Origin of the sequence: Flaviaesturariibacter aridisoli (assembly GCF_004343705.1) — a bacterium.
GTDB lineage: Bacteria > Bacteroidota > Bacteroidia > Chitinophagales > Chitinophagaceae > Flavisolibacter > Flavisolibacter aridisoli.
Window position 1 is genome coordinate 1 of record NZ_SKFH01000054.1, and the last position, 25,291, is coordinate 25,291.

The window sequence follows — 25,291 nt, forward strand, 5'->3', positions numbered from 1 at the left end:
AGCGCCATGTCATTGACGAAGGCTCCTTTTGTTTTGGTGACCTTGCGCAATTGCCGGTGATAGCCTTCGATGGTGTTGGTCGTATAGATCACCCGGCGTACGTGCTCCGGGTAATCGAAGAAGGTGGAGAGCTTATCCCAGTTGGTCTGCCACGAGTTCACCACCAGCGGATACTGCTTTGTCCATTTGCCTGCAAAGGCTTCCAGGGCGCTCTCCCCAACACTTCGGTTCACGGCCCCATACACCGCCTTCAGCTCCTTTAGAACAGCACGCTGGTCTTTAGAAGCTACATATTTGGCGGAGTTGCGCAACTGGTGGACGATGCAGCTCTGCACGTCGCAATACGGATACACCGTCCTGATGGCATCGTCAAATCCGCTCAGGTTATCGATACAGGCAATCAGCACGTCCTCTACCCCGCGGCTCTTCAGGTCTGTAAGGACCGAGAGCCAGAAGCGCGCTCCTTCCGACCCGCTCACGTAGCAGCCCAATACCTCCTTGTGGCCCGAGGGAAGGATGCCCAGTATATTATACAGGCAGCGCGTCACCACCTTACCGGACTCCTCGTCCCGCACTTTATAGTACATGGCATCCAGCCACATAATGGGATAGACGGGGTCCAGGGGCCGGCTCTGCCAGGCCTTCACCGCAGGAACCACCCGGTCGGTGATCTCGGATAAGACCGTGTGGGAGATCTCGGTGCCGTACATCTCTTCGATATGCCGCGAGATATCCCGAAGCGACATCCCCAGCCCGTACAAACCCAGAATCTTTTCCTCGAGGTTATCGGCCAGAATGGTTTGCCGCTTTTTGACCAGGTCCGGCTCAAAGGAACCCAGGCGGTCGCGGGGCGTGGATAGTTCGATAGTGCCGGCGGCGGTTCGAAGCTGCTTACGGGAAAAACCGTTGCGCCGGTTCGCCTCCCCTTCTAAATACGGCTGTTCTTCCTTCAAATGCGCGGCGAGTTCCCCTTCCAGGGCAGCTTCCAGCAACTGCTGCAGCAAAGGCCCCAGGGCGCCCTCCTTGCCAAAAACCGCCTTCCCGCTCATAAACTGATCCAGGGCCTGCTGGCGAACTTCCGGATCAAGGCCGGACAACAAATCCTTCTTTTCCTTTTTCATAAACTGTTTTAAAGATGAGAAATCGTCTCAACCTGACACAGTTTAGTTTACACTCTCACGCCAATAACGAAGAACGGATGCCTACGGCACCCGTTCTTCCTCGCCGCGCATTGCGGGCTCACGCCTCACGCTTCACGCCTCACGGCTGACGGCTGACGCCTCACGACCTATTGGCGGTCGATGGTCACCTTCACGCTCGTGATCCGGTTCCGGCTGATTTCCAGCACGGTGAAGAGGAAGTCGCCGGCGCGCACGGTGCTGTTGATGTCGGGGAAAGCGCCGGCGATCTCGAGCACGAGGCCGCCCACGGAGTCGCTCTCGCCCTTCACCGGATCGAAGGTGTCGAGGGGCAGGCGGAGGGCGCGGCACATGTCGTGGAGCATCAGCTTGGCGTCTACGATCCAGGTGTCCTCACCGAGGGCTTTGACGCTTGTTTCTTCTTCGTCGAACTCGTCGCGGATGTCGCCGATGATCTCTTCGAGGATGTCTTCCATGGTTACGATGCCGGAGGTGCCGCCGAACTCGTCTACCACGATGGCGAAGTGGATGCGCTTTGCCTGGAATTCTTTCAGCAGGTCTTTGATCAGCTTGCTTTCGGGTACGAAAAAGGGCGGTCGGATCAGCAGGTGCCAGTCGAAGTCGTTGCCATCGTCGATATGCTTCAGCAGGTCTTTGGTATTGATGATGCCCACGATGCTGTCGAGGTTGGTCTGGTACACGGGCAGGCGCGAGTAGTGCAGTTCTTCCACGCGGTGCACCACATCGCCGAAGGCGAGGCTGTGGTCGAGGCCGTTGACCTCCATGCGGAACTTCATGATCTGCCGCACGGTGATGTTGCCGAATTTGACGATGCCCTTCAGGATGTTCTTCTCTTCGATGGTGGTCTCGTTGGCGTTGACGTCGATGGCCTCGTCGAGCTCACGCATGGAGGCGCTCTGCCGCTCGTTGACGCCCGAGCGCTGGTTGATGTTGTCGGCGATGCCCACCATCTGCAGCGAGATGCGGCGCAGCAGCAGGTGCAGGCCTTCCACCACGGCGGCGGCGCCATAGGCGAAGCGCAGGTTGTTTTGCGTGGCCCACACCTTCGGCAGGATCTTGCCTATGAGCACCAGCACAAAGGCGATGGAGATGATCTTGATACCCCACTGCAGCCACACGGGGCGCAGCGGCTCCAGCGGGCCGGTGAGCAGGTAGTTGGCCAGGATGATGATGCTGATGTTGAAGAAGGTACCGGCGATGAGCAGCGAGGTGTATACGGCCTTGCGCTCTTCCAGGAGCGTCACGATACGGCGCGCGGCGTCATGCTGCTTTGTGCGGAGGTTGTTGAGCTCTTTGGTATGCAGGGTGAACAGCGCCACTTCGGAGCCCGAGGTGATGAAACTGAGCAGGAGCAGCACGATCAGCAGGATGACCAGGAAAACAGCGGTTTGCGGGATGGCAAGCAGCAGGAAGGCAGATACATCGAGAAGCGTAGGTGCCAGGTGATGATCCAAGACAAAGGTTTTGGTGAAAAATCGGCGCCGCCGGGGCGGGCCATTTTTGAAAGCTACAAAAATACCGGGAAATGTAGTTTGCAGTTTGGTAAGGACAAGGTTGAGTAAGCGAAGAAGCGTCGGAACCGCGAAGAAAAGAAGGAAAGAAGGTGGTACGCTAAGCAGAGACGCATCATATGGGTCTCATTTCCAAAAAAAACAGCCCCGTCTGGGCGGGGTAGTTACTATACCTCTTCGCGAAACAACTTATTCTCTTCTTTTCTTAGCGGTGAAAAACCTTCTTACCCTTTATCCGCCTTCTAAAACGACAAATCTTCATCGGACCCGATGCCCGGATGGGCGCCGCCGATAGGATCGATGCCGCCTTCGCCCTGGTAGCCGGCACCGGTGTTGCCGTTGCCCTCGCTGCGCTTGTCGAGCATGATGAGGTTGTCGCCCACCACCTCGGTGGCGAACTTACGGTTGTTGTCCTTGTCTTCCCAGCTGCGGGTGCGGAGGCGCCCCTCGATGTATACGAGGGAGCCTTTGTGCAGGTATTTCTGTGCCAGCTCGGCGAGGCCGCGCCAGAGCACCACGGTATGCCATTCGGTCTGGGAAACGAGCTTGCCTGACCGGTCTTTGAACGTTTCGGTGGTGGCCAGCGGAAACTTGGCCACGGCAATATTGCCTTCCAGGAACTGGATGTCAGGATCCTTGCCCAGATTTCCGATCAACATCACGCGGTTTACGCCTCGCATATCCGACTGTTTTCAAGTTTACGATTAAGCTTATCGATCAATACCTGCCTGTTCCAAAACAATCAAATTTGTTGCCAGTACCCAGCGCTACCCGTTCTTCCGGAGGAAGTCGCCCACGGTTTTGGGGCAGGCCACGCGCTCCAGCGCGGCCGCGGGCAGCCACTCGAAGCCGGGCAGCGGCGGGCGGCGGCGCAGCTCCAGGTGCAAAAAGGAAAAGTGGATCAGCTGGTGCGAGAGGCGCTGCTTTGCTTTCGCTGCCGCGCTCAGCACGGTGTAATCACCTGCGGCAAGGCCATACTCCGCCGCCAGCGCGGCCAGCACCTCCGCCTTTTCCAGCGGGCGCTCCGATTCGATCAGCAGTGGCTCCCAGAGTCCCTGCCAGATGTCTTTGGCGCCGCGCTCGTGCAGCGCAAACGCACCTCCCTGTTGCAGCAGTACGTAATGGAAGTACCGGTTGCGGATGGCCGCTTTTTTTGCCTTTACGGGCAGCTCTGTTTGCCGCCCCTGGAGGAAGGCACCGCAGCGCTCGCGGTAGAAGCAGCGCCCGCACTCGGGCAGCGGCTTGCAGAGGGTGGCGCCGAAGTCCATCAGCGCCTGGTTGTATTCGCCGGCAAGGCCCCCCGGCAGCAGTTCCTGGGCCTTTCGGGCAAACCACTTCCGGCCCTCCGTGCTGTCGATGGGCAGGTCGCAGTTGAAGATGCGGGCCAGCACGCGGTACACGTTTCCGTCCACCACGGCATGGGGCAGGTTCCAGGCAAAGGAGGCGATGGCCGCCGCGGTATAGGGACCTACGCCCCGGAGCGACAGGATGCCTTCGAGGGTGTCGGGGAAGCGGCCGCCGAGGTCGTCCGTAATTCTACGGGCCGAGGCCATCAGGTTGCGGGCGCGGCTGTAGTAGCCGAGGCCTTCCCAGAGCTTGAACACGTCGGCCTCGGGAGCGCGGGCCAGCTGCTGCACGGTGGGAAAGGCGTCGATGAAGCGCTCGTAGTAAGCGCGGCCCTGCTCCACGCGGGTCTGCTGCAGGATCACCTCGCTGAGCCAGATGCGGTAGGGATCTTTTTCACCTTTCCAGGGCATGGGCCGGTCGTTTTCGGTGGCATTCCAGTGCAGGAGCGCCCGCGCGAAGGGTGCCGGCGTTCCGCCCGCCCCGGCTGCAATCTTTTCCCGCTCGGCCATGAAGCTCTTTCTTTTTCCCAAAATAATTTATATTTACTTGACAATCACAGGTTTTCGTCTTAAATTGACCAAACAAACCACTCCGCTATGAGAAAGGCAGACTTAGTCAACCAGATTTCGGAAAAAACGGGAATCCCCAAGGTGGACGTGCTGATGACCCTGGAGGAGATGTTCCGCGAGATCAAGAACTCGCTGTCGAAGGGCGAGAATATTTACATCCGCGGCTTTGGCTCCTTCATCACCAAGAAGCGCGCCGCTAAGATCGGCCGCAACATCAAGAAGAACGTGGCCGTGCACATTCCGGAGCATTTTATCCCGGCTTTCAAGCCCGCCAAAGAATTTGTGGCGGAGGTGAAGAAGACATCCACCGCCGTGGAGTAACTTTGCGGCTCCCGACGGTACCGTTGGGGAAACCGTAATGAAAAAACAGCAATGGACCGTCCTGGGCCTCGTTGCCCTGCTGACGATAGGCCTCTACATACTTACCCAATCCCAGATCTTCGGCTCCAAAGCCGCTAAAGGCGCCGACACCGGCAGCACGGTGCACGGCCCCGGCGATGGTCACGATCACGGCGACGAGCACGCTGGCCTCAGCACCGACACGGTGCTGGCCCGCGCCCGCAAACAGCTCGCCCCCGCGCAGCGGAGCCGCCTCGATCTCCTCGAACACAGCATCACCCGCGGTGACGTCCAGGGGCAAAAACTCCACCTGTATCACCAGCTCGCCGGCTTCTGGCGCGACACAGCCCGGCTCTTCGAGCCCTTTGCCTGGTATACCGGCGAGGCCGCGCGGTTGGAAAATTCAGAAAAATCCCTCACCTTTGCAGCCCATTTGTTCCTGAGCAGTCTGCGCGAGGAGGAAAATTCCGAGCTCCAGCAATGGAAAGCCCTCCAGGCAAAAGACCTGTTCGAACGCTCTTTGCAACTGAATCCGTCCAACGACTCCAGCCAGATCGGCCTCGGTGCGGCCATTCTTTTTGGCGGCCTCGGCTCTCCGATGGAAGGTGTGGGCAAGATCCGCGCGGTAGCGGAGCGCGACTCGACCAACGTGTTTGCGCAGCAAACCCTCGGCGAAGCCTCGCTCCTGTCGCAGCAATACGACCGGGCCATCGAACGCTTCGAGCGGGTGGCGCGCCTGCAGCCCGGCAACGTGCGGGTGCTGCTGCTGCTGGCCGACCTCAACGAGCGCCAGGGCCACAAGCCCGAAGCACTCGGATGGTACCGCAAAGCGCTGCCGATGGCCGAAAAGCCGGAACTGCGCCGCGCACTGGAAAAGCGTATTCAGGAACTGGAAAAAAAGTAACTAGTTAACCAAAATAATTAAACAATGCCCTGCGGTAAAAAAAGAAAGCGTCATAAGATCGCTACCCACAAGCGTAAGAAACGTCTGCGTAAGAATCGTCACAAGAAGCGTAAGTAAGCTTCGGTGACCCTTATAAACGTGCCGGGAAAGCAGCTTGCCTGCCTTTCCCGGCATGTTATTTATCGATTGCTGATTGCTCATCCCGAAGCTTCGGGACCGTTTGCCAGCCCCCCTTATCGCCTTCTCTCTCCTGTAAAGGTTCTGCAGCACCCGGCCTCAGCGGCGCAATCAGCGTCAATTTCCCTTTGCACCTAAAGCTGTAGTAATGTGAACAAAGAATTAATCATCAATGCCGCTCCGCATGGAGTGGACATTGCCTTGTTGGAAGACAAGAAGCTGGTAGAACTACACACCGAAAAGGTCGATGCGCGCTTTGCCGTCGGCGACCTGTACCTCGGCAAGGTCAAAAAGCTCATTCCCGGACTGAATGCCGCCTTTGTAGACGTAGGCCACGAGAAAGACGCCTTCCTGCACTATACCGACCTCAGTCCCTACGCCCGCTCGCTCCTCAAATTCACCGCCGCCGCCATGGGCGACAAGTCGGCCGAAGGCATGGACTTCGCCTCCTTCCCCAATGAACCCGAGATCGTCAAGACCGGCAAGATCGCAGAAGTGCTCAACGGCAAGCCCAACATCCTGGTACAGATCCTCAAGGAACCCATCGCCCAGAAGGGCCCGCGCCTGTCCTGCGAGATCTCGCTGCCCGGCCGCTTCGTGGTGATCACCCCCTTCAACGACATCGTAGCCGTATCGCGCAAGATCCACTCCTCCGAAGAGCGCAAGCGCCTGCAGCGCATTGTGGAGTCGGTCAAGCCGAAGAACTTCGGCGTTATCGTACGAACGGCTGCCGAAGGCAAGAACACCGCCGAGCTGCATGAGGACATCTCCGAGCTCGTGGCCACCTGGAAATCGATCCAGAAAAATCTCCGCGGCGCCAACCCGCCTGCCAAGATCCTGAGCGAGCAAACGAAAACGACCTCCATTCTCCGCGACCTGCTCAACGCCGACTTCAACAAGGTAGTGATCAACGAAAAAGGCCTCTTCCAGGAAACGAAGGCCTACATCCAGAAGATCGCCCCTGAAAAGGCCGACATCGTAAGCCTGCACTCCAACGGCTCGCCCATCTTCGACACCTACGGCATCACCAAGCAGGTGAAGTCGGGCTTCGGCAAGACCGTCAACCTCGAAAGCGGCGCCTACCTGATCATCGAGCACACCGAGGCCCTGCACGTCATCGACGTCAATTCGGGCTATAAGAGCGTGAGCAACAACCAGGAGCAGAACGCCCTGGAGACCAACCTCGAGGCCGCTAAAGAGATCGCCCGCCAGCTGCGCCTGCGCGACATCGGCGGCATCATCGTGGTCGACTTCATCGACATGAAGCTGCCCGAGAACAAGAAGAAGGTCATCGAGGCGATGGACGAGCACATGTCTACCGACCGCGCCAAGCACGCCGTGCTGCCCATTTCCAAGTTCGGGCTGATGCAGATCACCCGCCAGCGGATGAAGCCGGAAATGAACATCAATACCCAGGAGGTGTGCCCCACCTGCCATGGCACCGGCAAGATCCAGAGCACCATGCTCATCGACGACGACATTGAGAAGAACCTCAACTACCTTATTACCCACAGCCACCGCGATCTCACCGTGGTGGTGAGCCCGATCCTCTACGCCTACCTCACGAAGGGCTTCTTCTGGAACTCCAAAGCCGCCAAATGGAAGCGCAAGTTCGGCCAGAAGATCCACGTCCGTGAAGACTCGACCTATCACCTGACCGAGTATCATTTCTTCAATAAGGACGGAGAAGAGATCAAAATGTAGGATGTCTGATCTCGGATGTAAACAAAAAAACGGCTGAAGCTTCGCTTCAGCCGTTTTGCATTCTATCAGACATCAGACATCCGAAATCAGACATTTTCTCTAGCGCCGGTCGCGGCTGCCCATAAATATGGAGATATACTGCAGCAGCATCACCACGGAGGCCAGCGCTGCCACTACATAGGTCATGGCGGCCCAGGTAAGGGCGTTCTTGGCCTTGGGGTATTCTTCGGCCGTGGTGACGTTGGTTCGGTTAAGCCAGGCCAGGGCGCGCCGGGAGGCGTCGAATTCGACGGGGAGGGTCACGAGCGAAAAGAGGACCGTCAGGGCGAAAAGGCCGATGCCCACCAGCAGCAGGGTGCTGTTGCCGGAGGCGGCCAGCACCAGGCCCAGCAGCAGCACCCATTGGGAAATGCTGGAGCTGAACTGTACGGCCGGGACGAGCTTGCTCCGCAGGCCCAGCCAGGGATAGGCGGAGGCGTGCTGAACGGCGTGGCCGGTTTCATGGGCGGCAATGGCCGCGGCGGCTACGGAAGCCGATTCAAACACACCCGGGCTCAGGTTGATGGTGCGCGAAAGGGGGTTGTAGTGGTCCGACAGGAAGCCCTCCACCGACACCACCTTGACGTCGTAAATGCCGTTCTCGCGGAGCATCTTTTCGGCTACCTCGCGGCCCGTCAGGCGGGCACGCAGCGGGATCTTACCATAGGCGGCAAAGCGGCTTTTGAGGATGGAGGACACCAGCAGGCTGAGCCCCATGAACAGGAGGGATATGACCAGGATCGAATGATTACCTTGGTAAAACATGGTGCTTTTACCCGGAAGGGGGCAAAAGAGGCTCCAAACCGGCTCTGCCGTACAGAACTTCCGGAAATTGGCATTTTTGCTAACATTTTTGGCAAAAAAGGGGCCGATTTGGCGCTTCCTAACTGACACTTTTACAGACGGTTAGCGCTGGAGCTTCGCCCAAAGGCGTTTGTAACCTGTTGATTATCAGCGGTAAAAAAGCACTTTGGCATTGGCATTTCCTTGCGCAAAGCACTGCTAAAAGTTATACACAGGCCTAAAAAATAATTTTGAAATCTGCCTCCAATTTGTAATTTAGTGTCAGAATTTAATGGGTTAGTAAGTAAAGGGGTTGGTCATTTGACTGACCCCTTTCTTCTTTTTAAACACCCTTGTTTAGCTGATCATCTCGGATCTGATGATCTCAGATCTATCCTGCTCTACTCAATTGAAATGCGTTGCCCCTTCCTGTTTTTGCCCGTAACAGGAGTTGAAGCGCAAGCGGCGCTCCGACATCCGGAGGTCCGACATCCTGAGATCCGAGATCCAAAGATTTGTACTGTATGTCCAAAATAAAGACCGCCTACTTCTGTCAGAGCTGCGGCTATGAAAGCACCAAGTGGGTGGGCAAATGTCCCTCCTGCCAGCAGTGGAACACCTTCGTGGAAGAACTCATTCAGAAAGACGATAAGAAAGGAAAGAGCAACGACTGGCAATCTTACCAGGAAACGCCGACGTCATCGCGCAAGGTGCAGCCGCTGCATGCGGTGCAGACACGCGCCACCGAGCGCATAGCTACCGCCGACGCCGAGTTGAACCGCGTGCTGGGCGGCGGCATCGTGCCCGGCTCCATCGTGCTGGTCGCGGGCGAGCCTGGCATCGGCAAGTCGACACTCTTCCTGCAGATGGGCCTGCAGCTGGCCGGCATCACCGTGCTCTACATCTCCGGAGAGGAAAGCGAACAGCAGGTAAAGATGCGCGCCGACCGCCTTGGCATGGCCAATGAACACTTCTACCTGCTCACGGAAACGAGCACACAGACGATCTTCAACGAGGTCAAGAAGCTGAAGCCCGAGCTGATCATCGTCGATTCGATCCAAACGCTCGAGTCGCCCTTCATCGAATCATCGCCCGGCTCCGTATCGCAGATCCGCGAATGCGCCGCCGAGTTCCAGCAGTTTGCCAAGGAAACCAATACGCCCGTGTTCCTCATCGGGCACATCACCAAGGAAGGCTCCATCGCCGGCCCGAAGATCCTCGAGCACATGGTAGACACCGTGCTGCAGTTTGAAGGCGACCGCCACTATGTATACCGCATTCTCCGTACGCTGAAGAACCGCTTCGGCTCCACCTCCGAGCTGGGCATCTACCAGATGAACGAAACCGGCATGGCACCGGTAACGAACCCGAGCGAGATCCTCATCACCCAAAAGGAGGAAGCCCTCAGCGGCACGGCCATCGCGGCGACGATGGAAGGCATGCGCCCGCTGCTCATCGAGGTGCAGGCCCTCGTGGCGCAAAGCGTGTACGGCACGCCCCAGCGCACCGTCAGCGGCTTCGACCTGCGCCGCCTGCAGCTGCTGCTGGCCGTGCTCGAAAAGCGCGGCGGATTTCATATGGGGGTGAAAGACGTCTTTCTCAACCTCGCCGGCGGCCTCAAGGTAGAAGACCCGTCGATCGACCTGGCGGTGCTGGTGGCCCTGCTCTCCTCTTATGAAGACGTGCCCGTGGGCCAGGACATCTGCTTTGCCGGCGAGGTGGGCCTCTCGGGTGAGATCCGCGCCGTGAACCGCATCGAGCAGCGCGTGGCCGAAGCCGAGAAGCTGGGCTTCGCAAAGATCGTGGTGTCCAAATACAACCAGAAGGGACTGAACGCGAAGAAGTACGGCATCGAGGTGGTGCAGATGGGGCAGGTGGAGGAAGTGTACCGGTACTTGTTTCAATGAGCGGGTGAGCAGAGGGCCGGCAATCGGCAATCGCTAATCGGCAATGCGAACCCTAGCTCCGCACTCTCTTCTTGTTCAAATCATCAGAAAACAAAGAGAAAAAAAGCAAGTTTCCCTGTTGAAAACCACATTGTCTGCCGGAGAGGTCAAAATAGTTTCGGGCAAAAACTATGTTCCTGACACTCGACCATCAAAATTTGGATGTTTATAAGGTCGCCCGCGCATTTGTATTACAATGCTATCGACTTTCAAAAACGCTTCCACCCGATGAACGATTTTCGATGAGCCCACAACTGCGCAGGGCTGCGCTATCGGTACACCTCAACATCGCAGAGGGAGCTTCGAGAAAAAGCGATGCCGAGCGAAAACGCTTCCGCGAGATAGCGCGCGGATCGATCATCGAAATAGACGCACTGTTAGACGTTGCATCAGACCTGGGATTCTGCCGGAAGGAAGACCTGACCGAGTTAGGCGCTCTGATGCTGAGATGTTTCCAGATGCTTTCGAAATTGTTGTAGTTGCCCCTCACCAGGGTGCAGCCATTCCCGATTAGCGATTCCCGATTGCCGACCGATGAAGCTTCGGGCTCACGGCTCACGGCTCACGACTCTCGACTCTCGACTCTCGGCTCACGGCTCACGGCTCACGACCCTCCCGCCCATGCGTTTCTTCCACGACCTCCGCGATTCGCTCCTGCACCTCGCCTACCCGCACCTCTGCGCCGGCTGCGGACACGACGCCCTGCCCACCGACACGCCCCTCTGCCTCCGTTGCCTCGCCAGCCTCCCCCGCACCGGCTTCGAACGCCATCCCTACAACCCCGTGGACCGGCTCTTCTGGGGCCGCCTGCCGTTGTTCGCCGCGACGGCGCAATTCTACTTCACCAAGGACTCCATCATCCAGCGCCTCCTCCACCGCGTCAAATACGGCGGCGGGCAGGAACTGGCTACCTACCTGGGCCGCCTCATGGGCGGACAGCTGGCCGCCGTGCCCCGCTTCGACACCGTCGACGCACTGCTGCCCCTGCCGCTGCACCGGAGCCGCGAAAAAGCCCGCGGCTACAACCAGGCCGAGCTCCTCTGCCGCGGCATGGCCGAAGCCTGGGAGCGCCCCTTGTGGACCGACGCCGTCCACCGCAACAGCGCCACCGATACCCAAACCAAAAAGGGTCGCCTGGAGCGCTGGCAAAACATGAACGGCCGCTTCGCCGTGCCCGATCCCGACCGCCTCGAAGGCCGCCACCTCCTCCTCGTAGATGATGTGGTGACCACCGGCGCCACCCTCGAAGCCTGCGGCCGCGCTCTCCTCTCCATCCCCGGCGTTACCCTCAGCATCGCTACGCTCTGCATCGCCGCGGGGTAATGGGCAAATGGGGTCATGTGCTGGTCGGCTAATGAATATGCTGATTCGCGCTTTCCCCAATTCCGGAGTATTCCCTCGTTTGGCATCGTACAGGCATTAGCAGACGAATAAATTAGCAGGCCAGCACACTATCTTGCAGCTATGAAACCCGCCGCCCTCCTGCTTTCGCTGCTCTTCCTCCTGGGCATCGCCGCCTGCCGCAAAGACCGCTTCATCGGAAGCAGCGACGCGCAGCTGCGTCCGGGTACGGACACCCTGCACTTCGACACGGTGTTTGTTGCGGCAGGGTCGACGTCGGGTGTGGTGAAGATCTTCAACGACAACGAGGAGGGCATCCGTATTTCTTCGGTACGCCTGGCAGGAGGCGCCGCATCCCCTTTTCACATCAACGTGGATGGCGTGGCCGGCCCCGAAGTGCGCGACCTCGAAGTGGCCGGCGGGGACAGCCTCTACGTATTCGTGACCGTAACGGTGAACCCAAACAGTGCCCACCAGCCCTTCATCGTGCAGGACAGTATCGCCATCGACTGGAACGGCAACCGCCGCTGGGTGCAGCTCGACGCCTTCGGGCAGAACGCCCGCTTCCTGCGCAACCATACCGTGCGGGGCACGGAGAACTGGGACAATACACTTCCCTATGTAATCCTGGGCGGACTTACGGTAGACACGACGGCCCTGCTCAACATCACGCAAGGCACGCGCGTCTACTTTCACGCCGATGCGCCGCTGATCGTGCACGGACAACTGACGGCCAGCGGCGACCGCTACGACAGCACGCGCGTGCTGCTTACCGGCGACCGCCTGGATGTGCCCTACCGCGATTACCCTGCCTCCTGGCCGGGCGTGATCTTTTCTGCCGCCAGCCGCGCTTCCACGCTTACCTACACCAGCATCCGAAACGCCTACCAGGGCATCGTGGCCGCAGGACCCGCACCGGCCGGCCAGCTGACACTTCGCCAGTGCATCATCGACAACGCCTACGACGCCGGACTCTATGCCCTTGGCGCCAGTATCGACAGCCGCAACCTGCTGCTGAGCAACTGCGGCAGCGGCATCGTGCTCCTCGGCGGCAACTACCAGTTTGTGCATACCACGGCCGCCGGCTTCAGCAATGCCTTCCAGCAACACAAGCAACCCGCGCTTTACCTCTCCAACACGAACGAGGCCGGCAACCCGGTGGCGCTCAACGCGGTGTTTCGCAACGGGATCTATTGGGGAGAGGCCAACGGGATCGTGCCGGATGAAGTGGTGGCAGCGGGCCAAAGCGGCGCGCCCTTCAACGTGCAGTTCGACGGCGCCCTCTGGCGCGTGCGCACAGCTCCCGCGGGCGTTACTGCTACCAATATCCTCAATACGACCGATCCCGGCTTCGACAGCGTAGACAATGCCACGCGCTACTACAACCTCCGCCCTGCCGCGGGCTCACCCGCCGTAGACCGCGGCAGCAACAGCAACACGCCCATCGACCTCGACGGCAAACCGCGCCCCGTGGGTACCGCCCCGGACCTGGGAGCATACGAACGGCAATAAGTTAGCAAGCCGGAAGTACGAAGTCGGAAGTGTGCCTTTCCGTATGGAGCAACACGCACAATGACGTCCGCACCGGACTTCCAACCTCCCACTTCCGACTTATTTACTTCCTTATCCGTGGTGAATAGCCCGGATCAGCTCATGGTGCGCCGGCGTGATGGCCGGGTCGAAGTAATGCGTGAGGATGCCCTCTTCGTTGACGAGATACTTGGAAAAATTCCAGCTGGGACTCTTCGTATTCCAGCCATTGAGCTTTTTGTCGGTCAGCCAGCGGAATACCGGCTGCTGCCCTTCGATGCACGCCACGGGCGCCTTGTGGGCTACCGGGAAGGTGATGCCGTAATTGAGCTGGCAAAACCCCACGATGTCGGCATCGGAACCCTTTTCCTGCTCCTTGAAATCATTGGACGGGAAAGCGATCACTACGAGACCGTCGCCATAGTGCGCCATCAGTTCCTGCAGCTCCTTGTATTGATCCGTATAAATACAGTCCGAGGCCGTATTGACGAGCAGCAGCTTGCGTCCCTTGAACTCCGAGAGGGGCAGCACGCGCCCGTTGCCCAGCGGCACCTCCAGATCGTATAGCGAGCGCTGCGGCCGTGCCCCCGGGTTGCGCAACACGGTGCGGTGCCGGCCGGTCAGCCGGTTAAACAGCAGGTACGCAGGGTAAAGAAACTTCATCAGGCGCTGGCGTGCGGTGAGCATGGGGCGAAATTAGCGGATGACCTTTTTAAACAGCGAAAGCTTTCCCTTGAAGGGCGGGTACTTCAGGGACGGGTCGAACCAGGTGGGCGTTTTGAGTACCGACTTGCGATGGGAGAACGTGTCGAACGACGCGCGGCCGTGGTAGGCGCCGATACCGCTCTTGCCGCGGCCACCGAAGGGCAGGGCCGGGTTGGTGAGGTGCCACGAAGCGTTGTTGACGCAGCCGCCACCGAAGGGCAGGCCCTCGATCCAACGGCGTTCCGCCTCCTTGCTTTGGGTGAACACGTAAAATGCCAGCGGGTCGGCATGGCGGCGGATGAGCGCGCGGGCCTCCTCGAAACGGGTCCACGTGAGTATCGGCAACAGCGGTCCGAAGATCTCTTCCCCCATGATGGCTGCATCAGGCGGCAGGTCGCCGATGAGCGTCGGCTCGATGTACAGCGTCGCGGCATCGCTCTTTCCTCCAAAAAGCACCGTTCCCTCCGCCAGGTATTGCTGCAGGCGATGGAAGGCGCGTTCGTTAACGATCTTGCCGTAGTGGCCGCTGCGCGCGGGATCGTCGGTAAAAAATTGCCGGATAGTGGCCATCAACTGTTGCACAAATGCATCCCGCACCGATGCATGCACCAGCACATAGTCGGGCGCCACGCACATCTGCCCGGCGTTGGAAAACTTGGTCATCGCGATCCGGCGGGCCGCTACTTTGAGGTCGGCGTCGGGCTCGATCACGCAGGGGCTCTTACCCCCCAGTTCCAGGGTTACCGGCACCAGCTTTTCCGCCGCCAGGGCATAGATCTTCTGGCCCACGTGCGTGCTGCCGGTATAAAAAATATGGTCGAAGCGGAAGGCTCGCAGCAGCGGCGGGATCACGGTCGCCCCATCGCCTTCCAGCACCGCCACTTCTTCGGCACGAAAGGCGCCCTCCACGATCCGGCGCACTACGGCTGCCGTGGCCGGTGCCCATTCGCTGGGCTTCAGCAGGGCGGCATTGCCCGCGGCCAGCGCACCCACCAGCGGCGCCAGCAGGAGTTGCAGCGGGTAATTCCACGGACCGATGATGCACACGACACCCAGTGGCTCTTTATAGATGCGGCTCTTCGACGGCAGGTTGAGCAGGTTGGTGTGTACCTTTTCGGGGCGCATCCAGCTCTTCAGGTGCTTCAGCGCATGCGTGAGCTCCGTGAGGAGGAAGCCGGTTTCCGTCACCCAGGTTTCCTCTATGCTTTTGCCCAGGTCGGCCATCAGCGCATCGTTGATGGCGCCTTCGTGTTGCAGCACCGCTGCTTTCAGGCGCTTCAGCGCATCCACCCGCGCTTCGTATGAACGAAGCCCACCCTCTTCGGTGTGGCGGCGCATGGCTTCCAGGGATGAAAGGATTTCCATAGGGAAAAGGTACGGCGAAGCCGTCATTGCGCGCGTAGCGAAGCAAGCTCCCCGACCTGGTAGCTTTTCCATTTACGCGGATACTTGTATGGCAAAGTCGTTAGAGGCAGAGGCACTTCGCGTAACGGAGGAGTTGCTTCGCTGTGCTGACAATAACGCTGAAGGCGTCGCTTCCGCGACGCCTTCAGCATAATCAGAATGATTGAATTCACTTCTCTGTATACACCGCGTAGCCCCAGGGCTGGATGCCAAAGCCGCCGTCTACCGGCTCGGTTTGGTAGCCGAAGACGTTGTACCAGGACTTCTGCGACGGACCTTTCGTCCAGGTCAGCTGCTGCGGTGTGTTGCTCAGGTTGAGCACTACGAGCACTTTGCTGGAACCCTTCCGGCGCTCGAACGCATAAAGCGCGGCGTCGTTGTTGGTTTGCAGTTTTACAAAAGACGCATCGGCGCCGAGGGCCGGCACGCTGCGGCGCAGCTCCAGCAGGCGCTGGTAGAACGGCGCGCGGGCATATTGGTGAAACGTGATCGTATCCTTATAAAAGAAGCTGAGGCTGTCGAGGAAGGGCTCTTCCTGGCCGCTGTAGACCAGGGGTACGGCACGGGGCAGCGTGTAGGTAAGCACGGCAAACGGACCATGAACGGCACCCGGCATCGTGCCGTAGTCGGCCTTGTTCCAGGTGTTCTCATCGTGGTTCGACGTAAACATCATGCGGCGTGCGCCCTTCGGAAACAGCGTGGCAATGCGGTTCACCGCCGTATCCACATAGGAAGCGTTCTTCTCGCCTTTGGCAATGGACTTCCAGGTAGCGAAATCGTTCCAGCCGTAGGTGGCATCGAAGCCGGCCTCGTGCAGCCAGGGCTCGTCGGCCTCGGCAAGCATGAACACGTTCTTCGTTTTCTTCAGCTCCCTGATGCATTTGGTCCAGAAGGCCTTGGGCACCTCGCCCGCCACGTCGCAGCGGTAGCCGTCGATCCCGGTTTGGGTGATCCAGTACTTCAGCGTGGCGATCATGCTGTCTACCAGGCGCGGGTTGCCGTAATTGAGTTTGCGGGTATCGGTCCAGTCGAAGGGCGACACGGGCTCGCCGGTCTTCGGATCCTTTACGTAGAAATCGGGGTTGGTGCGGAGCCAGTAGTGGTCGCCGCCGGTGTGGTTGGGCACCCAGTCGATGATGACCTTCATGCCCATGCTATGGGCCTTTTGCACCAGCGCTTTCCAGTCGGCCAGCGTACCGTACTCGGGGTTGATGCCGCGGTAGTTGGCCACGGCGTAATAAGAGCCCAGGGCACCCTTGCGGTCTTTTTGGGAGATGGGGTGAATGGGCATGAACCAGAGCGTTTGCACGCCCATGCGTTTCAGGCGCGGCAGGTGCTTCGCGAAGGCATTGAAGGTGCCTTCCGGCGTATACTGGCGAACGTTCACCTCATAGATATTCCCCCCGTTGATCCAGGCAGGATGACCTTCGATGTTGGCCGGAGACTGTGCCTGCGCGGAGATGGCAAGCAGCGAGGCAAGGAAAAGGGTGCAAAGACGGGACAGCATAAGCAAGACTTTGCAGCTAAAATACTACAATGTGTCTTTCCTACACGAACAGGGGGAAATTGAATATTGAATACTAGCGATTGAATATTGAATAATGGGTAAGCGCTACTTATTCAATAAACACTATCCAATGAATATTATTCAATGCCCCTGCTACACTGCCTTCAGCTGCGGGGTTGCGCTCACCTTGTTGTAAAAACGGCCGATGGCTTCCTGGAGTTCCTCGGCCAGCAGGCGCTGGGTTTCTTCGTCCGGGCGGGTGGAGGTGAGGCGCAGGTCTTTGATATTGATAACGAAAGAAGTGCCTTCGTCACGGCTGAACACAGAGATCAGGGTTTCAAAGGTTGATTCATCCACCTGCACTTCGGAACAAAAAAGCTTAACCATCTCGAACGATTTGTGCCAAGGCTAAAACAACCATGCCATGGGTTCAATGCATTGGGCAGCCGCCACTTGCAACGATGAGCTATTTTTTAATGAAACTGATCTTACCCCGATTTTTCTACATAAACCGCCGCTACCTGCCCCAGGTCATCGGTATTGAGCTGCACGCGCAGCTGCTCGCGCACATCGACGGCCAGCAGGGCGCAGAAGCTCGTCGTTTTCCTAACCGATTCGTTTAATTTTCCGCCACCGCCCGCACCATAATTTTGCCGGGCCCACCTTATCGATGATGCGACCCCTGCTCCTTATTCACGGCGCCCTCGGCAGCCCCGATACCCTGCAGCCGCTTGCCGCGCTGTTGCGGAACCAGTTTACGCTGCACTGTCCCGCCTTGCCCGGCCACGCCGGCGTTCCCACAGCGGAGTACCGCATGGAAGGGCTCGTAGACTTTCTTGCCACGTACCTCGACCGCGAAGGACTGGAGCGGCCGCTGTTGTTTGGCTACAGCATGGGCGGATACGCGGCGCTGGCGCTCGCGGCACGCGCACCCGGCCGCCTTGGTGCCGTAGCGACGCTCGCCACCAAGCTCCACTGGACATCCGAAACTGCCGCCAAAGAAGCGCGGATGCTGCAGCCGGAATCGATCGAAGCCAAGGTGCCGGCCTTTGCAGCCCGCCTGGCGCGGCGCCACGCACCGCTCGACTGGAAAGCAGTTGTTGCCGGAACGGCAGCGTTGATGCAAGACCTGGGCGACCACCCCCAACTGACAGCGGAGCAATACCGGCGCATCTCCGATCCCGTATTACTACTGCTCGGCGACCGCGACCAGATGGTCAGTGTAGAAGAAACAAGGGACGCTTTTGCGCAGATCAGCGGGGCGCAGCTGGGCCTGCTGCCCGGCACGCCACACCCGCTTGAAAAGGTGCCCGTTGAATTGCTGGCGGGCATGCTGCGCCATTTTTTTTGAAAACTGTCCCTTATGAGCACTGACTTTTTATATCGCGAGGCCAGCGCACCCGACATCGCGGGCATGCAGGTCGTGCGGCGCGCCGTTAAAGAAAACGCCCTCAGCGACCCGGCGCGGATCCGCGACTCCGATTACCTGCACTACCTCGACGCCCGCGGCCGCAGTTGGGTGGCTGCGCGACGCGGGAACAAACAGCGCTATGGAGCGGAAATTCGAGCTGAGCCGGGAAGACTGGTGGCAACACAAGAGTCGTTGACGATGCACGATTGACGCCTCACGCTTCACGCCTCACGCTGCGCTTCATGAGCCAGTCGCGCTGCACGTCGGTTCCCAGCAGGAAGTCGCATTCGCCGAACTTTTCAAAGCCCCAGCGCTCATAGAAGGCGATCGCGCGGGCATTGCTTTCCCAAACGCCCAGCCACACCCATTCCTTTTGCCGCTGCTGCGCCACACGGATGCTTTCGGCCATCAGCGATGCGCCGACCTTCTGCCCGATGAATTCCTGCAGCACATACAGGCGCGCGATCTCCAGGGCGCTGTTGCTCCCGAGCTCCTTCGGCGGGCGGGCGTCGCGCAGCTTTACGTAGCCGGCTACCTCCTTGCCCACGTAGGCGAGCACGAAGTGCAGCTCCCGTCGGCCCACTTCCAGCATCAGGCGGCCACGGGTGAACTGCTGCGTCAGGAAAAGCCGCATGTCCGCTTCCGTGTTGTCGGCGGCGAAGGTGTCGTAAAACGTTTTCCGGCTGATGTCGGCGATAAGCTCCGCATCGTACACGGTAGCGGTTCGCAGGGTGCAGGTCATGGTTGCAAGATAAGGACGTGAAGCGTGAGCCGTGAAGCGTGAAGCGTGAAGCGTGAAGCGTGAGCCATCAGCCGTCAGCCGTCAGCCGTCAGCCGTCAGCCGTCAGCCGTCAGCCGTGAGCGCTGACGGCTATAACAAAAGAACGGATGCCTTTGGCATCCGTTCTTTTTCCGTGCATCGCGTGCTCACGGCTGACGGCTCACGACTCACGAGTCAAAGGTCCCCGATATTATCCGGGTTGGGCTCCTGCGGCACACCGGCTTCCTGGAGCAGGTAATCTTTCCGGCGCAGCTCGAAGTTGCGCCCAAGGTAAAGGCGCTTCACCTGGTCGTCGTCGGCGAGCTGCTCGGCGGTGCCGTGGCGGAAGATCTTGCCTTCGATGAGCAGGTAGGCGCGGTCGCAGATGGACAGCGTTTCCGTTACGTTGTGGTCGGTGATGAGGATGCCGATGTTCTTGTATTTAAGGCGGGCCACCACCATCTGGATGTCTTCCACGGCGATGGGGTCGATACCGGCGAAGGGTTCGTCGAGCAGGATGAATTTCGGATCCACCGCCAGGGCACGGGCGATCTCGGTGCGGCGGCGCTCGCCGCCGGAGAGCACGTCGCCGTTGCTCTTGCGCACGTGCTGCAGGCGGAATTCCTCCAGCAGCAGCTCCAGCTTTTCCTTTTGTTCCTTCTTCGGGCGGCCGGTCATCTCCAGCACCGCGGTGATGTTCTCCTCTACCGTCAGCTTGCGGAAGATGGAAGCTTCCTGCGGCAGGTAGCCGATACCCAGCTGCGCCCGCTTGTACATCGGCAGCTTCGTGATGTTGAGGTCGTCGAGGAACACCTGGCCTTCGTCGGGCTTGATGAGGCCTACCGTCATGTAGAAGGTCGTGGTCTTGCCGGCGCCGTTGGGGCCCAGCAGGCCTACGATCTCGCCCTGCTTCACGTCGATGGATACATGGTTGACCACCGTGCGCGAGCCGTAGCGCTTCACCAGGTCAGTAGAATGGATGCGGATGGACAAGCGAAATAGATTTGGTCAAAAGTACCCTAAAGCACAGATATACGGCGGCGGCGGATGTTTCTTTTGCCTTTCCCTTAACGCGGCGCGGGCCCTGCAATCGTTACCGTACATAGCCGCCGGGCTTTCCCGTTCGCGGCTTAGCTTTGCCGCCTAATGAAAGTGACCGAGCATCTCCAGCAGGCCCAGGGCCGCACCCTCGTTTCTTTTGAGATCCTGCCGCCGCTGAAAGGCAAAGGCATCAACGCCCTTTGGGAACACCTCGACCCCCTGATGGAGTATCACCCGTCTTTCATTAACGTGACCTACCACCGCAGCGAAACGATGTTCAAGCGTACCGCCGCCGGCACCTTCGACAAGGTGGAAGTGCGCAAGCGCCCCGGTACCGTCGGCATCTGCGCCGCCCTGCAAAACCGCTACAAGGTCGACGCCGTGGCGCACCTTATCTGCGGCGGCTTTTCGAAGCAGGAAACCGAAGACGCCCTCATCGACCTGCACTTCCTCGGCATCGACAACGTGCTGGTGCTCCGCGGCGACGCCCCGAAAAACGAGGCGGTGTTTGAACCAGAGCCCGGCGGCAACGCCTACGCCATCGACCTCCTGCACCAGGTGCAGCGGATGAACGACGGCATCTACCTCGAGGAAGACCTCAAGAACGCCGTCAAGACCGACTTCTGCATCGGCGTGGCCGGCTATCCCGAAAAGCACTTCGAGTCGCCCAACATGCGCACCGACCTCGCCTGGCTGAAAGCCAAGGTGGACGCCGGCGCCTGCTACGTGACCACGCAGATGTTCTTCGACAACCAGAAGTACTTCGATTTCGTCAAAGCCTGCCGCGAAGCCGGTATCGACGTGCCCATCATCCCGGGCCTGAAGCCGCTGACCACCCGCAAGCAGCTCTCCATCATCCCCCGCACCTTCCACGTAGACATTCCCGAAGACCTTGCCTCCGCCGTGCTCGCCGCCAAGTCCGACGCCGACGTGGAGCGCATCGGCACCGAATGGCTGCTGCAGCAATCCAAAGACCTCAAGGCCGCCGGCGTGCCCGTGCTCCACTACTACACCCTCGGCAAACCGCGCGTGATCGCGGACGTGTGCAAGGAGATCGCGTAAGAGAAAGAACGCAAATCCCGCAAGCGGGATACGCAGATTTATTAAGATTCGCTATGATCTGCTGACGCACGCAAGCATATCTGCGTTCATCCTAAAAATCATAACCATCTGCATTCATTCTCAGGTTGCCACGGCTGAAAAGAAAAGGCCGCCTTTACAGGCAGCCTCATCCATCCATCAACCGGTTCATTGATTAACCGGTTACTGATTATTTCCCCTTCATCAACTCCAGCAACAGCGGCTGGTTGATCGTCACCGGGTATTTCGCACGGAGGCTGTTCACCCACTTTTCTTCCAGCTCTTTCTGGTAGTCGGCGATCACCTGACCGCGGGCTTCGGCGAAGGTGCGCGCGCCCGTGTCGGGGCGCAGCTTCAGCAGCACGGCAAAGGAGGCCGAGCCATCACCGTCGTTGACCTGCACGCCCGTAACGGTGCCGGCTTTCAGCGGCAGCTTCGTGGGGTTGGGAATCTGGTCGAGCTCGAAGCGGGCCGAGTCGATGGCGATGCGCTCGTCGTAGTTGCTCACGATGGCGCGCCAGGACTGCGGCTTCTTCGCCACCATCGCCTGCGCGGCTTTGGCGCTGGCCGCGTCGGGGGCGTAAAAGAGTGCGGCGTCGGCGCTGGCCTTCCACACGTACTTGTCGCGGTGGGCGTTGTAGTAAGCAGCAAGGGCGGCGCTGTCGCTCTGCGCCGGCCCCCATACTTCGCGTTGCATGATCTCGAAAAAGAGGTTGCCGTCGCGGAACTCCGCCATCTGTGCGCGGAAGGCCGGGTTGTACGTCTCGAGGTGACCGCGGTAGAACTCCACCGCGGCTGCATCGCCGAACTCCTTCCACAGCTGCGCGAAGGGCTTGGCGCCCGAGCCGTCGCTCTTGAAGCGGTTGGCGCCGGCCCAGCGCACCCAGTCGTCGGCGGTGAACGTTTGCCCGCCGATGCGGAGCAGCGCGCTGCTGCCGTTCACGGCGAGGCTGCGTCCCGGCTTCGTATAGTCGAGAAGCGAATCGGTGTAGGTCTTTAAGTCGTCTACCGGCACGGGCACCTCTTCGTAGCCCGCCTGCTTCTTGATGTTCTGCGCCAGCTGCACCTGCACGATGCCCATACGGTCGGAACGCTCCACGCTCTCGCGGAGGGCCGCCAGCGCGGCGCTGCTGTCCTGCGAGGCGCGCGGCTTCGCCTTGATGCGCTTCACGATGTGCCAGCCGTGGGCCGTCTCGAAGGGCGCGCTGAGGGCACCGTCTTTGGCGAGGGCAAACAGCTTTTGCTCGAAGACCGGCTCATACTGGCCGATGCCGATATCGGGGAGCTCCCCGTTGTTGGCGGCCGACACGACGTCGTTGCTCAAGCGGGCGGCCAGCTTGCCGAAGTCCTCGCCTTTTTTCAGCAGGGCGTACACCGAGTCGGCGCGGTTCTTCACGGCGGCGCGCTCGGTAGCGTCGGCGCCGGGCGGGAAGGCGAGGAGGATCTGCGCGGCCTTGATGCTGCCCGGGTCGGGGCGCTCGCCGGCGTTCTTGAAAATATGGTAGCCGGCCCTGGAGCGATACACGAGGGCGGGGCCGCCGGGTTGCGTGCTCCAGGCCAGGTTTTCGAGCTCGTAGGGCAGCGTAAACACCGCTACCCAGCCGAGGTCGCCGCCGTTGGTTTTGGCGGCAGGGTCTTCGGAATATTGCTTCGCTACTTCGGCGAAGGTCTTTTTCTCCTTGAGCGCCGCCAATGCGGCCTGCACTTTGGCCCAGGCCGACGCTGTGTCTGCACCCGCGCGGGCGGCCACGAAGATGTGCTGGATGCGGATGTTCTTGCGGGCACGCACGGACGCTTCGCGCACCAGTCCGTCCACGCCCGCGAGGTCGTTGAGGTAGGTGGGCAGCAGCTGCTCGCGGAGGTTCTGCAGGTCGGTCACGAGCTGGGGCAGGGTGTCGTAGCCGAGGCGGCGCGCCTCGCGCACCTTGAGGCGCGAGGTGATGTAGAGGTCGAGGTAGTCGTTGAGGCCGTTGCTGCCCTTGCTGGCGCCGTTGTTCTTCTTGTAGGCGGCCAGGAATTCGGGTACCGTCACGCTGTCGGCGCCGTAGGTGGCCAGGGTTTGTGCGCCGGCGCCGGTGGAGGCCAGCAGCGCGGCGGCGAACAGGAATCGTCGGATCATAAGCGTTATTTGGAAGCGGGATTTTTCTTTTCCTTCAGTAGCTGGTCGATGATCTCGTCGGCCTGCTTCTCGCTGATCTTTTTGGCCTTGATGCGTTTTTCTTCATCCAGCAGGAAAATAGTGGGGAACGACTGTACATCGAACAGCTGCGAGTAGCTCGGGATGTTGTTGGCCACCCGCTCTTTCTCGGCTTCCTTCGAATAGTATACGTGGGTCCAGCCTTTGAGGTTCTTCTTCACGATGAAGTCGGTCCAGTCCTTGCGCGTGCCTTCGGTTTCCTTGGCCATGGCAAAGATCTTCACGCCCTGGGCGCGCCACTTCGTGGTGTACATCGTGTCGATTTTCGGCAGCGTTTCCTTACAGTGGCTGCAGGTAGGGTCCCAGATCACGAGCAGCGTCAGGGGGGCTTTGACATCGTAGAGGCGCGTCTTCTTACCGGAGGAGTCGGGCAGCTCGATGTCGGAGGCCGGGTCGCCGAGGATGCTGCCGTAGAGGCTATAGGCGCGGTCCTGGATGATCTTCCTGCCCTTGTCGGAGATCCACTCGTAGTCTTTGTCGCGGAAATATTTTTCGTAGAGGTGGATGAAGACCTTGTCTTCCCACATGTACTTCATGTTGAGGTAGCGGTTCACGAATTTCAGCAGGAAGAATTTCTCCATCTCCTTATTGATCTGCGCGAAAGCCATGATGTTGTCGATCTCGCGGTTGACCGAGTCGGCGGAGGGGTACACGAGCTGCTCGAAGTAGCGGTCCACCTTGCTTTCGAAGAAGGGCGTGCGGGAGAGGCGCTCGTCGTAGAAGGCGATGCCGTCGAAGTAGTGGTTCTTGTAAAAGCGGTAGTTGTAGAGCGAGTCGTCTTTCGTTTTGGGCGCCTTGATGGGGCTTTCGGGATCTTTCATCGCCTTGAGGAGGGCGGCCATCAGCGAGGCCGGCTCCCCGGTCATGAGGCGGGTGCGGTAGGCCTGCACTTCGCCGTTGATGGCTTCCAGGCGCCGCGAGAGGGCCGCCGAGTCGGCGGGGTAGGCGCTGCGGAGGCGCACGAGCGAGTCGGCTTCGCGGCCGAAGGCGCTCATGGCGTTCTGGTAGGCGTGGAAGGTTTCATTTTCCGGCGAGCCGCTGAAGGCGATGCCCGCGGGCAGGGTGGCGGTATCGGCGAGGATGGCGAAGCGCTGGTTCTTGTCGATGAGGATCTCGAAGTTGCGGGCGCGGTCGGGGTAGCCGACCAGGTAGATGCCGCCGCCGAGGGCCTTGGCCCCTTTGAAGGTGCCTTCGCTGCGCTCATTGAGCTTCACGGAGTCGATGATGGGGAGGGTCTTGCCGTAGTAATGCCCGAGGTATACCCACTGGTTCTTGAAAGGCTTGAGGGTCACTTTGATCTCGTATCCGCCGGCGCCGGAGGCTACGGCGGACGGGGACCGCTTGGGAGTAGGCTTGGAAGGCGCTTTAGCGGATTGCTTTTGCGCGCCGGCGTTCAGGGTCAGTGCGAGGAGGAAGAGGGAGGCGATACGCTTCATGTCGTTCGGTGGTTTATCCGCAGTGAAGTCGTAAAAATAGCCCAAAAGGGTTGGATGGGGCGGTTAAAAGGATGCAAACGGGAGTTTAGAGTTTGTAGTTTATAGTTTGTGGTTTGTAGTTGGCTACGCCCGCCAAAGCTTTTGCGGCGGCGGGAGTTTGGCTACGCCCGCCAAAGCTTTTGCGGCGGCGGGAGTTTGGCTACGCGTGCCGCAGCTTTTGCGGTGGCGGCGCAAGGAGCTTCCGCGAGCCGCGCCCCGAAGGGGCGTTATATCGGTAGCCGGTTGGCGCAGCCTGCCGGGAAAAGGGATGCATCAGCAAGCCGCGCCCCGAAGGGGCGCTATATCGGTAGCCCCGGGTCCCAGACCCGGGGTTTGGTGACGGGGGTCGTGCGCCCCGAAG

Annotated in this window: 24 protein-coding genes; 11 read left to right on the plus strand and 13 right to left on the minus strand. The window is 59.7% G+C overall.

Annotated features, from left to right (window positions below; all coding sequences use genetic code 11):
• From E0486_RS17720 to E0486_RS17735, 4 genes are all read right to left on the minus strand, one after another.
• On the minus strand, positions 1-1,121 hold a 1,121-nt coding region (locus tag E0486_RS17720), incomplete at its 3' end, for an IS256 family transposase (protein WP_131853707.1).
• Positions 1,122-1,288: 167 nt separating this feature from the next.
• On the minus strand, positions 1,289-2,614 hold the full coding sequence (gldE, locus tag E0486_RS17725) for a gliding motility-associated protein GldE (protein WP_165917402.1): 1,326 nt from the start codon (positions 2,612-2,614) through the stop codon (positions 1,289-1,291).
• Between the two features lie 299 nt (positions 2,615-2,913).
• Entirely contained in the window at positions 2,914-3,330 is a 417-nt protein-coding gene (locus E0486_RS17730; protein WP_243697473.1) for a single-stranded DNA-binding protein, read from the minus strand.
• Between the two features lie 108 nt (positions 3,331-3,438).
• Entirely contained in the window at positions 3,439-4,548 is a 1,110-nt protein-coding gene (locus E0486_RS17735) for an A/G-specific adenine glycosylase (protein WP_243697474.1), read from the minus strand.
• 66 nt (positions 4,549-4,614) lie between these two features.
• Here E0486_RS17735 and E0486_RS17740 point away from each other — a divergent pair, with 66 nt between their 5' ends.
• The 3 genes from E0486_RS17740 to E0486_RS17750 all read left to right on the plus strand — a co-directional run bounded on the left by E0486_RS17740 (position 4,615) and on the right by E0486_RS17750 (position 7,711).
• A complete protein-coding gene (locus tag E0486_RS17740; protein ID WP_131854268.1) occupies positions 4,615-4,908 on the plus strand; it encodes an HU family DNA-binding protein in 294 nt (97 codons plus the stop codon).
• Positions 4,909-4,945: 37 nt separating this feature from the next.
• Entirely contained in the window at positions 4,946-5,830 is an 885-nt protein-coding gene (locus tag E0486_RS17745; protein ID WP_131854270.1) for a tetratricopeptide repeat protein, read from the plus strand.
• 327 nt (positions 5,831-6,157) lie between these two features.
• Positions 6,158-7,711: an Rne/Rng family ribonuclease gene (locus tag E0486_RS17750; protein WP_131854272.1), complete on the plus strand. Its 1,554-nt coding sequence runs from the start codon at positions 6,158-6,160 to the stop codon at positions 7,709-7,711.
• Between the two features lie 99 nt (positions 7,712-7,810).
• On the opposite strand, the gene E0486_RS17755 is transcribed toward E0486_RS17750, so the two are convergent.
• Positions 7,811-8,515, minus strand: a complete 705-nt coding sequence (locus E0486_RS17755; protein ID WP_131854274.1) for a zinc metallopeptidase — start codon at positions 8,513-8,515, stop codon at positions 7,811-7,813.
• Positions 8,516-9,057: 542 nt separating this feature from the next.
• Between E0486_RS17755 and radA the strand changes: the two genes are divergently transcribed.
• The 4 genes from radA to E0486_RS17775 all read left to right on the plus strand — a co-directional run bounded on the left by radA (position 9,058) and on the right by E0486_RS17775 (position 13,332).
• Positions 9,058-10,440 carry a DNA repair protein RadA gene (gene radA, locus E0486_RS17760; RefSeq protein WP_131854276.1) on the plus strand — a complete coding sequence of 461 codons (1,383 nt, stop codon included), beginning with the start codon at positions 9,058-9,060 and terminating at the stop codon, positions 10,438-10,440.
• Between the two features lie 170 nt (positions 10,441-10,610).
• The gene (locus E0486_RS17765; RefSeq protein ID WP_131854278.1) at positions 10,611-10,958 is read left to right on the plus strand and encodes a four helix bundle protein; all 348 of its coding nucleotides are present in this window, start codon (positions 10,611-10,613) and stop codon (positions 10,956-10,958) included.
• Positions 10,959-11,100: 142 nt separating this feature from the next.
• Positions 11,101-11,802: a ComF family protein gene (locus E0486_RS17770; RefSeq protein WP_131854280.1), complete on the plus strand. Its 702-nt coding sequence runs from the start codon at positions 11,101-11,103 to the stop codon at positions 11,800-11,802.
• Between the two features lie 141 nt (positions 11,803-11,943).
• Positions 11,944-13,332, plus strand: coding sequence for a choice-of-anchor Q domain-containing protein (locus E0486_RS17775; protein WP_131854282.1), 1,389 nt, complete (start codon positions 11,944-11,946; stop codon positions 13,330-13,332).
• A 111-nt stretch (positions 13,333-13,443) separates the two neighbouring features.
• On the opposite strand, the gene E0486_RS17780 is transcribed toward E0486_RS17775, so the two are convergent.
• From E0486_RS17780 to E0486_RS17795, 4 genes are all read right to left on the minus strand, one after another.
• Positions 13,444-14,037, minus strand: a complete 594-nt coding sequence (locus E0486_RS17780; protein WP_131854284.1) for a glutathione peroxidase — start codon at positions 14,035-14,037, stop codon at positions 13,444-13,446.
• A gap of 9 nt (positions 14,038-14,046) precedes the next feature.
• Positions 14,047-15,420 carry an aldehyde dehydrogenase family protein gene (locus E0486_RS17785; RefSeq protein WP_207906290.1) on the minus strand — a complete coding sequence of 458 codons (1,374 nt, stop codon included), beginning with the start codon at positions 15,418-15,420 and terminating at the stop codon, positions 14,047-14,049.
• A 208-nt stretch (positions 15,421-15,628) separates the two neighbouring features.
• Positions 15,629-16,966, minus strand: coding sequence for an alpha-amylase family glycosyl hydrolase (locus tag E0486_RS17790; protein ID WP_131854286.1), 1,338 nt, complete (start codon positions 16,964-16,966; stop codon positions 15,629-15,631).
• 153 nt (positions 16,967-17,119) lie between these two features.
• A complete protein-coding gene (locus E0486_RS17795) occupies positions 17,120-17,353 on the minus strand; it encodes a hypothetical protein (RefSeq protein WP_131854288.1) in 234 nt (77 codons plus the stop codon).
• A gap of 89 nt (positions 17,354-17,442) precedes the next feature.
• Here E0486_RS17795 and E0486_RS19020 point away from each other — a divergent pair, with 89 nt between their 5' ends.
• Genes E0486_RS19020 through E0486_RS17805 form a run of 3 tightly spaced genes read left to right on the plus strand, consistent with a single transcriptional unit; the run spans position 17,443 to position 18,587 of the window.
• Positions 17,443-17,589 (plus strand): hypothetical protein, encoded by a 147-nt coding sequence (locus E0486_RS19020; protein ID WP_165917403.1) that lies wholly within the window; start codon positions 17,443-17,445, stop codon positions 17,587-17,589.
• 47 nt (positions 17,590-17,636) lie between these two features.
• Positions 17,637-18,317: an alpha/beta fold hydrolase gene (locus E0486_RS17800; protein ID WP_207906291.1), complete on the plus strand. Its 681-nt coding sequence runs from the start codon at positions 17,637-17,639 to the stop codon at positions 18,315-18,317.
• 12 nt (positions 18,318-18,329) lie between these two features.
• Entirely contained in the window at positions 18,330-18,587 is a 258-nt protein-coding gene (locus E0486_RS17805) for a hypothetical protein (protein ID WP_131854292.1), read from the plus strand.
• 4 nt (positions 18,588-18,591) lie between these two features.
• On the opposite strand, the gene E0486_RS17810 is transcribed toward E0486_RS17805, so the two are convergent.
• A complete protein-coding gene (locus tag E0486_RS17810) occupies positions 18,592-19,119 on the minus strand; it encodes a GNAT family N-acetyltransferase (RefSeq protein WP_131854293.1) in 528 nt (175 codons plus the stop codon).
• A gap of 213 nt (positions 19,120-19,332) precedes the next feature.
• Positions 19,333-20,130 (minus strand): LPS export ABC transporter ATP-binding protein, encoded by a 798-nt coding sequence (gene lptB / locus E0486_RS17815; RefSeq protein ID WP_207906292.1) that lies wholly within the window; start codon positions 20,128-20,130, stop codon positions 19,333-19,335.
• A 153-nt stretch (positions 20,131-20,283) separates the two neighbouring features.
• Between lptB and metF the strand changes: the two genes are divergently transcribed.
• Entirely contained in the window at positions 20,284-21,240 is a 957-nt protein-coding gene (gene metF, locus E0486_RS17820; protein ID WP_131854295.1) for a methylenetetrahydrofolate reductase [NAD(P)H], read from the plus strand.
• A gap of 208 nt (positions 21,241-21,448) precedes the next feature.
• Here metF and E0486_RS17825 read toward each other — a convergent pair whose 3' ends face one another.
• Together E0486_RS17825 and E0486_RS17830 are read right to left on the minus strand one after the other, a co-directional pair.
• Entirely contained in the window at positions 21,449-23,377 is a 1,929-nt protein-coding gene (locus E0486_RS17825; RefSeq protein ID WP_131854297.1) for a peptidylprolyl isomerase, read from the minus strand.
• 5 nt (positions 23,378-23,382) lie between these two features.
• On the minus strand, positions 23,383-24,891 hold the full coding sequence (locus tag E0486_RS17830) for a DUF5106 domain-containing protein (protein ID WP_131854299.1): 1,509 nt from the start codon (positions 24,889-24,891) through the stop codon (positions 23,383-23,385).
• Between the last annotated feature and the right edge of the window lie 400 nt (positions 24,892-25,291).

Bases quoted from the DNA above. Each gene is read 5' to 3' on its own strand.
- E0486_RS17740 (WP_131854268.1), top strand. From the start codon at position 4,615: ATGAGAAAGGCAGACTTAGTCAACCAGATTTCGGAAAAAACGGGAATC.
- radA (WP_131854276.1), top strand. From the start codon at position 9,058: ATGTCCAAAATAAAGACCGCCTACTTCTGTCAGAGCTGCGGCTATGAA.
- E0486_RS19020 (WP_165917403.1), top strand. From the start codon at position 17,443: ATGAAACTGATCTTACCCCGATTTTTCTACATAAACCGCCGCTACCTG.
- metF (WP_131854295.1), top strand. From the start codon at position 20,284: ATGAAAGTGACCGAGCATCTCCAGCAGGCCCAGGGCCGCACCCTCGTT.
- E0486_RS17770 (WP_131854280.1), top strand. From the start codon at position 11,101: ATGCGTTTCTTCCACGACCTCCGCGATTCGCTCCTGCACCTCGCCTAC.
- E0486_RS17755 (WP_131854274.1), bottom strand. From the start codon at position 8,515: ATGTTTTACCAAGGTAATCATTCGATCCTGGTCATATCCCTCCTGTTC.
- E0486_RS17795 (WP_131854288.1), bottom strand. From the start codon at position 17,353: ATGGTTAAGCTTTTTTGTTCCGAAGTGCAGGTGGATGAATCAACCTTT.
- E0486_RS17790 (WP_131854286.1), bottom strand. From the start codon at position 16,966: ATGCTGTCCCGTCTTTGCACCCTTTTCCTTGCCTCGCTGCTTGCCATC.
- E0486_RS17800 (WP_207906291.1), top strand. From the start codon at position 17,637: ATGATGCGACCCCTGCTCCTTATTCACGGCGCCCTCGGCAGCCCCGAT.
- E0486_RS17805 (WP_131854292.1), top strand. From the start codon at position 18,330: ATGAGCACTGACTTTTTATATCGCGAGGCCAGCGCACCCGACATCGCG.
- E0486_RS17765 (WP_131854278.1), top strand. From the start codon at position 10,611: ATGTTCCTGACACTCGACCATCAAAATTTGGATGTTTATAAGGTCGCC.
- E0486_RS17745 (WP_131854270.1), top strand. From the start codon at position 4,946: ATGAAAAAACAGCAATGGACCGTCCTGGGCCTCGTTGCCCTGCTGACG.
- E0486_RS17810 (WP_131854293.1), bottom strand. From the start codon at position 19,119: ATGACCTGCACCCTGCGAACCGCTACCGTGTACGATGCGGAGCTTATC.
- E0486_RS17825 (WP_131854297.1), bottom strand. From the start codon at position 23,377: ATGATCCGACGATTCCTGTTCGCCGCCGCGCTGCTGGCCTCCACCGGC.
- E0486_RS17730 (WP_243697473.1), bottom strand. From the start codon at position 3,330: ATGTTGATCGGAAATCTGGGCAAGGATCCTGACATCCAGTTCCTGGAA.
- E0486_RS17775 (WP_131854282.1), top strand. From the start codon at position 11,944: ATGAAACCCGCCGCCCTCCTGCTTTCGCTGCTCTTCCTCCTGGGCATC.
- E0486_RS17830 (WP_131854299.1), bottom strand. From the start codon at position 24,891: ATGAAGCGTATCGCCTCCCTCTTCCTCCTCGCACTGACCCTGAACGCC.
- E0486_RS17780 (WP_131854284.1), bottom strand. From the start codon at position 14,037: ATGCTCACCGCACGCCAGCGCCTGATGAAGTTTCTTTACCCTGCGTAC.
- E0486_RS17785 (WP_207906290.1), bottom strand. From the start codon at position 15,420: ATGGAAATCCTTTCATCCCTGGAAGCCATGCGCCGCCACACCGAAGAG.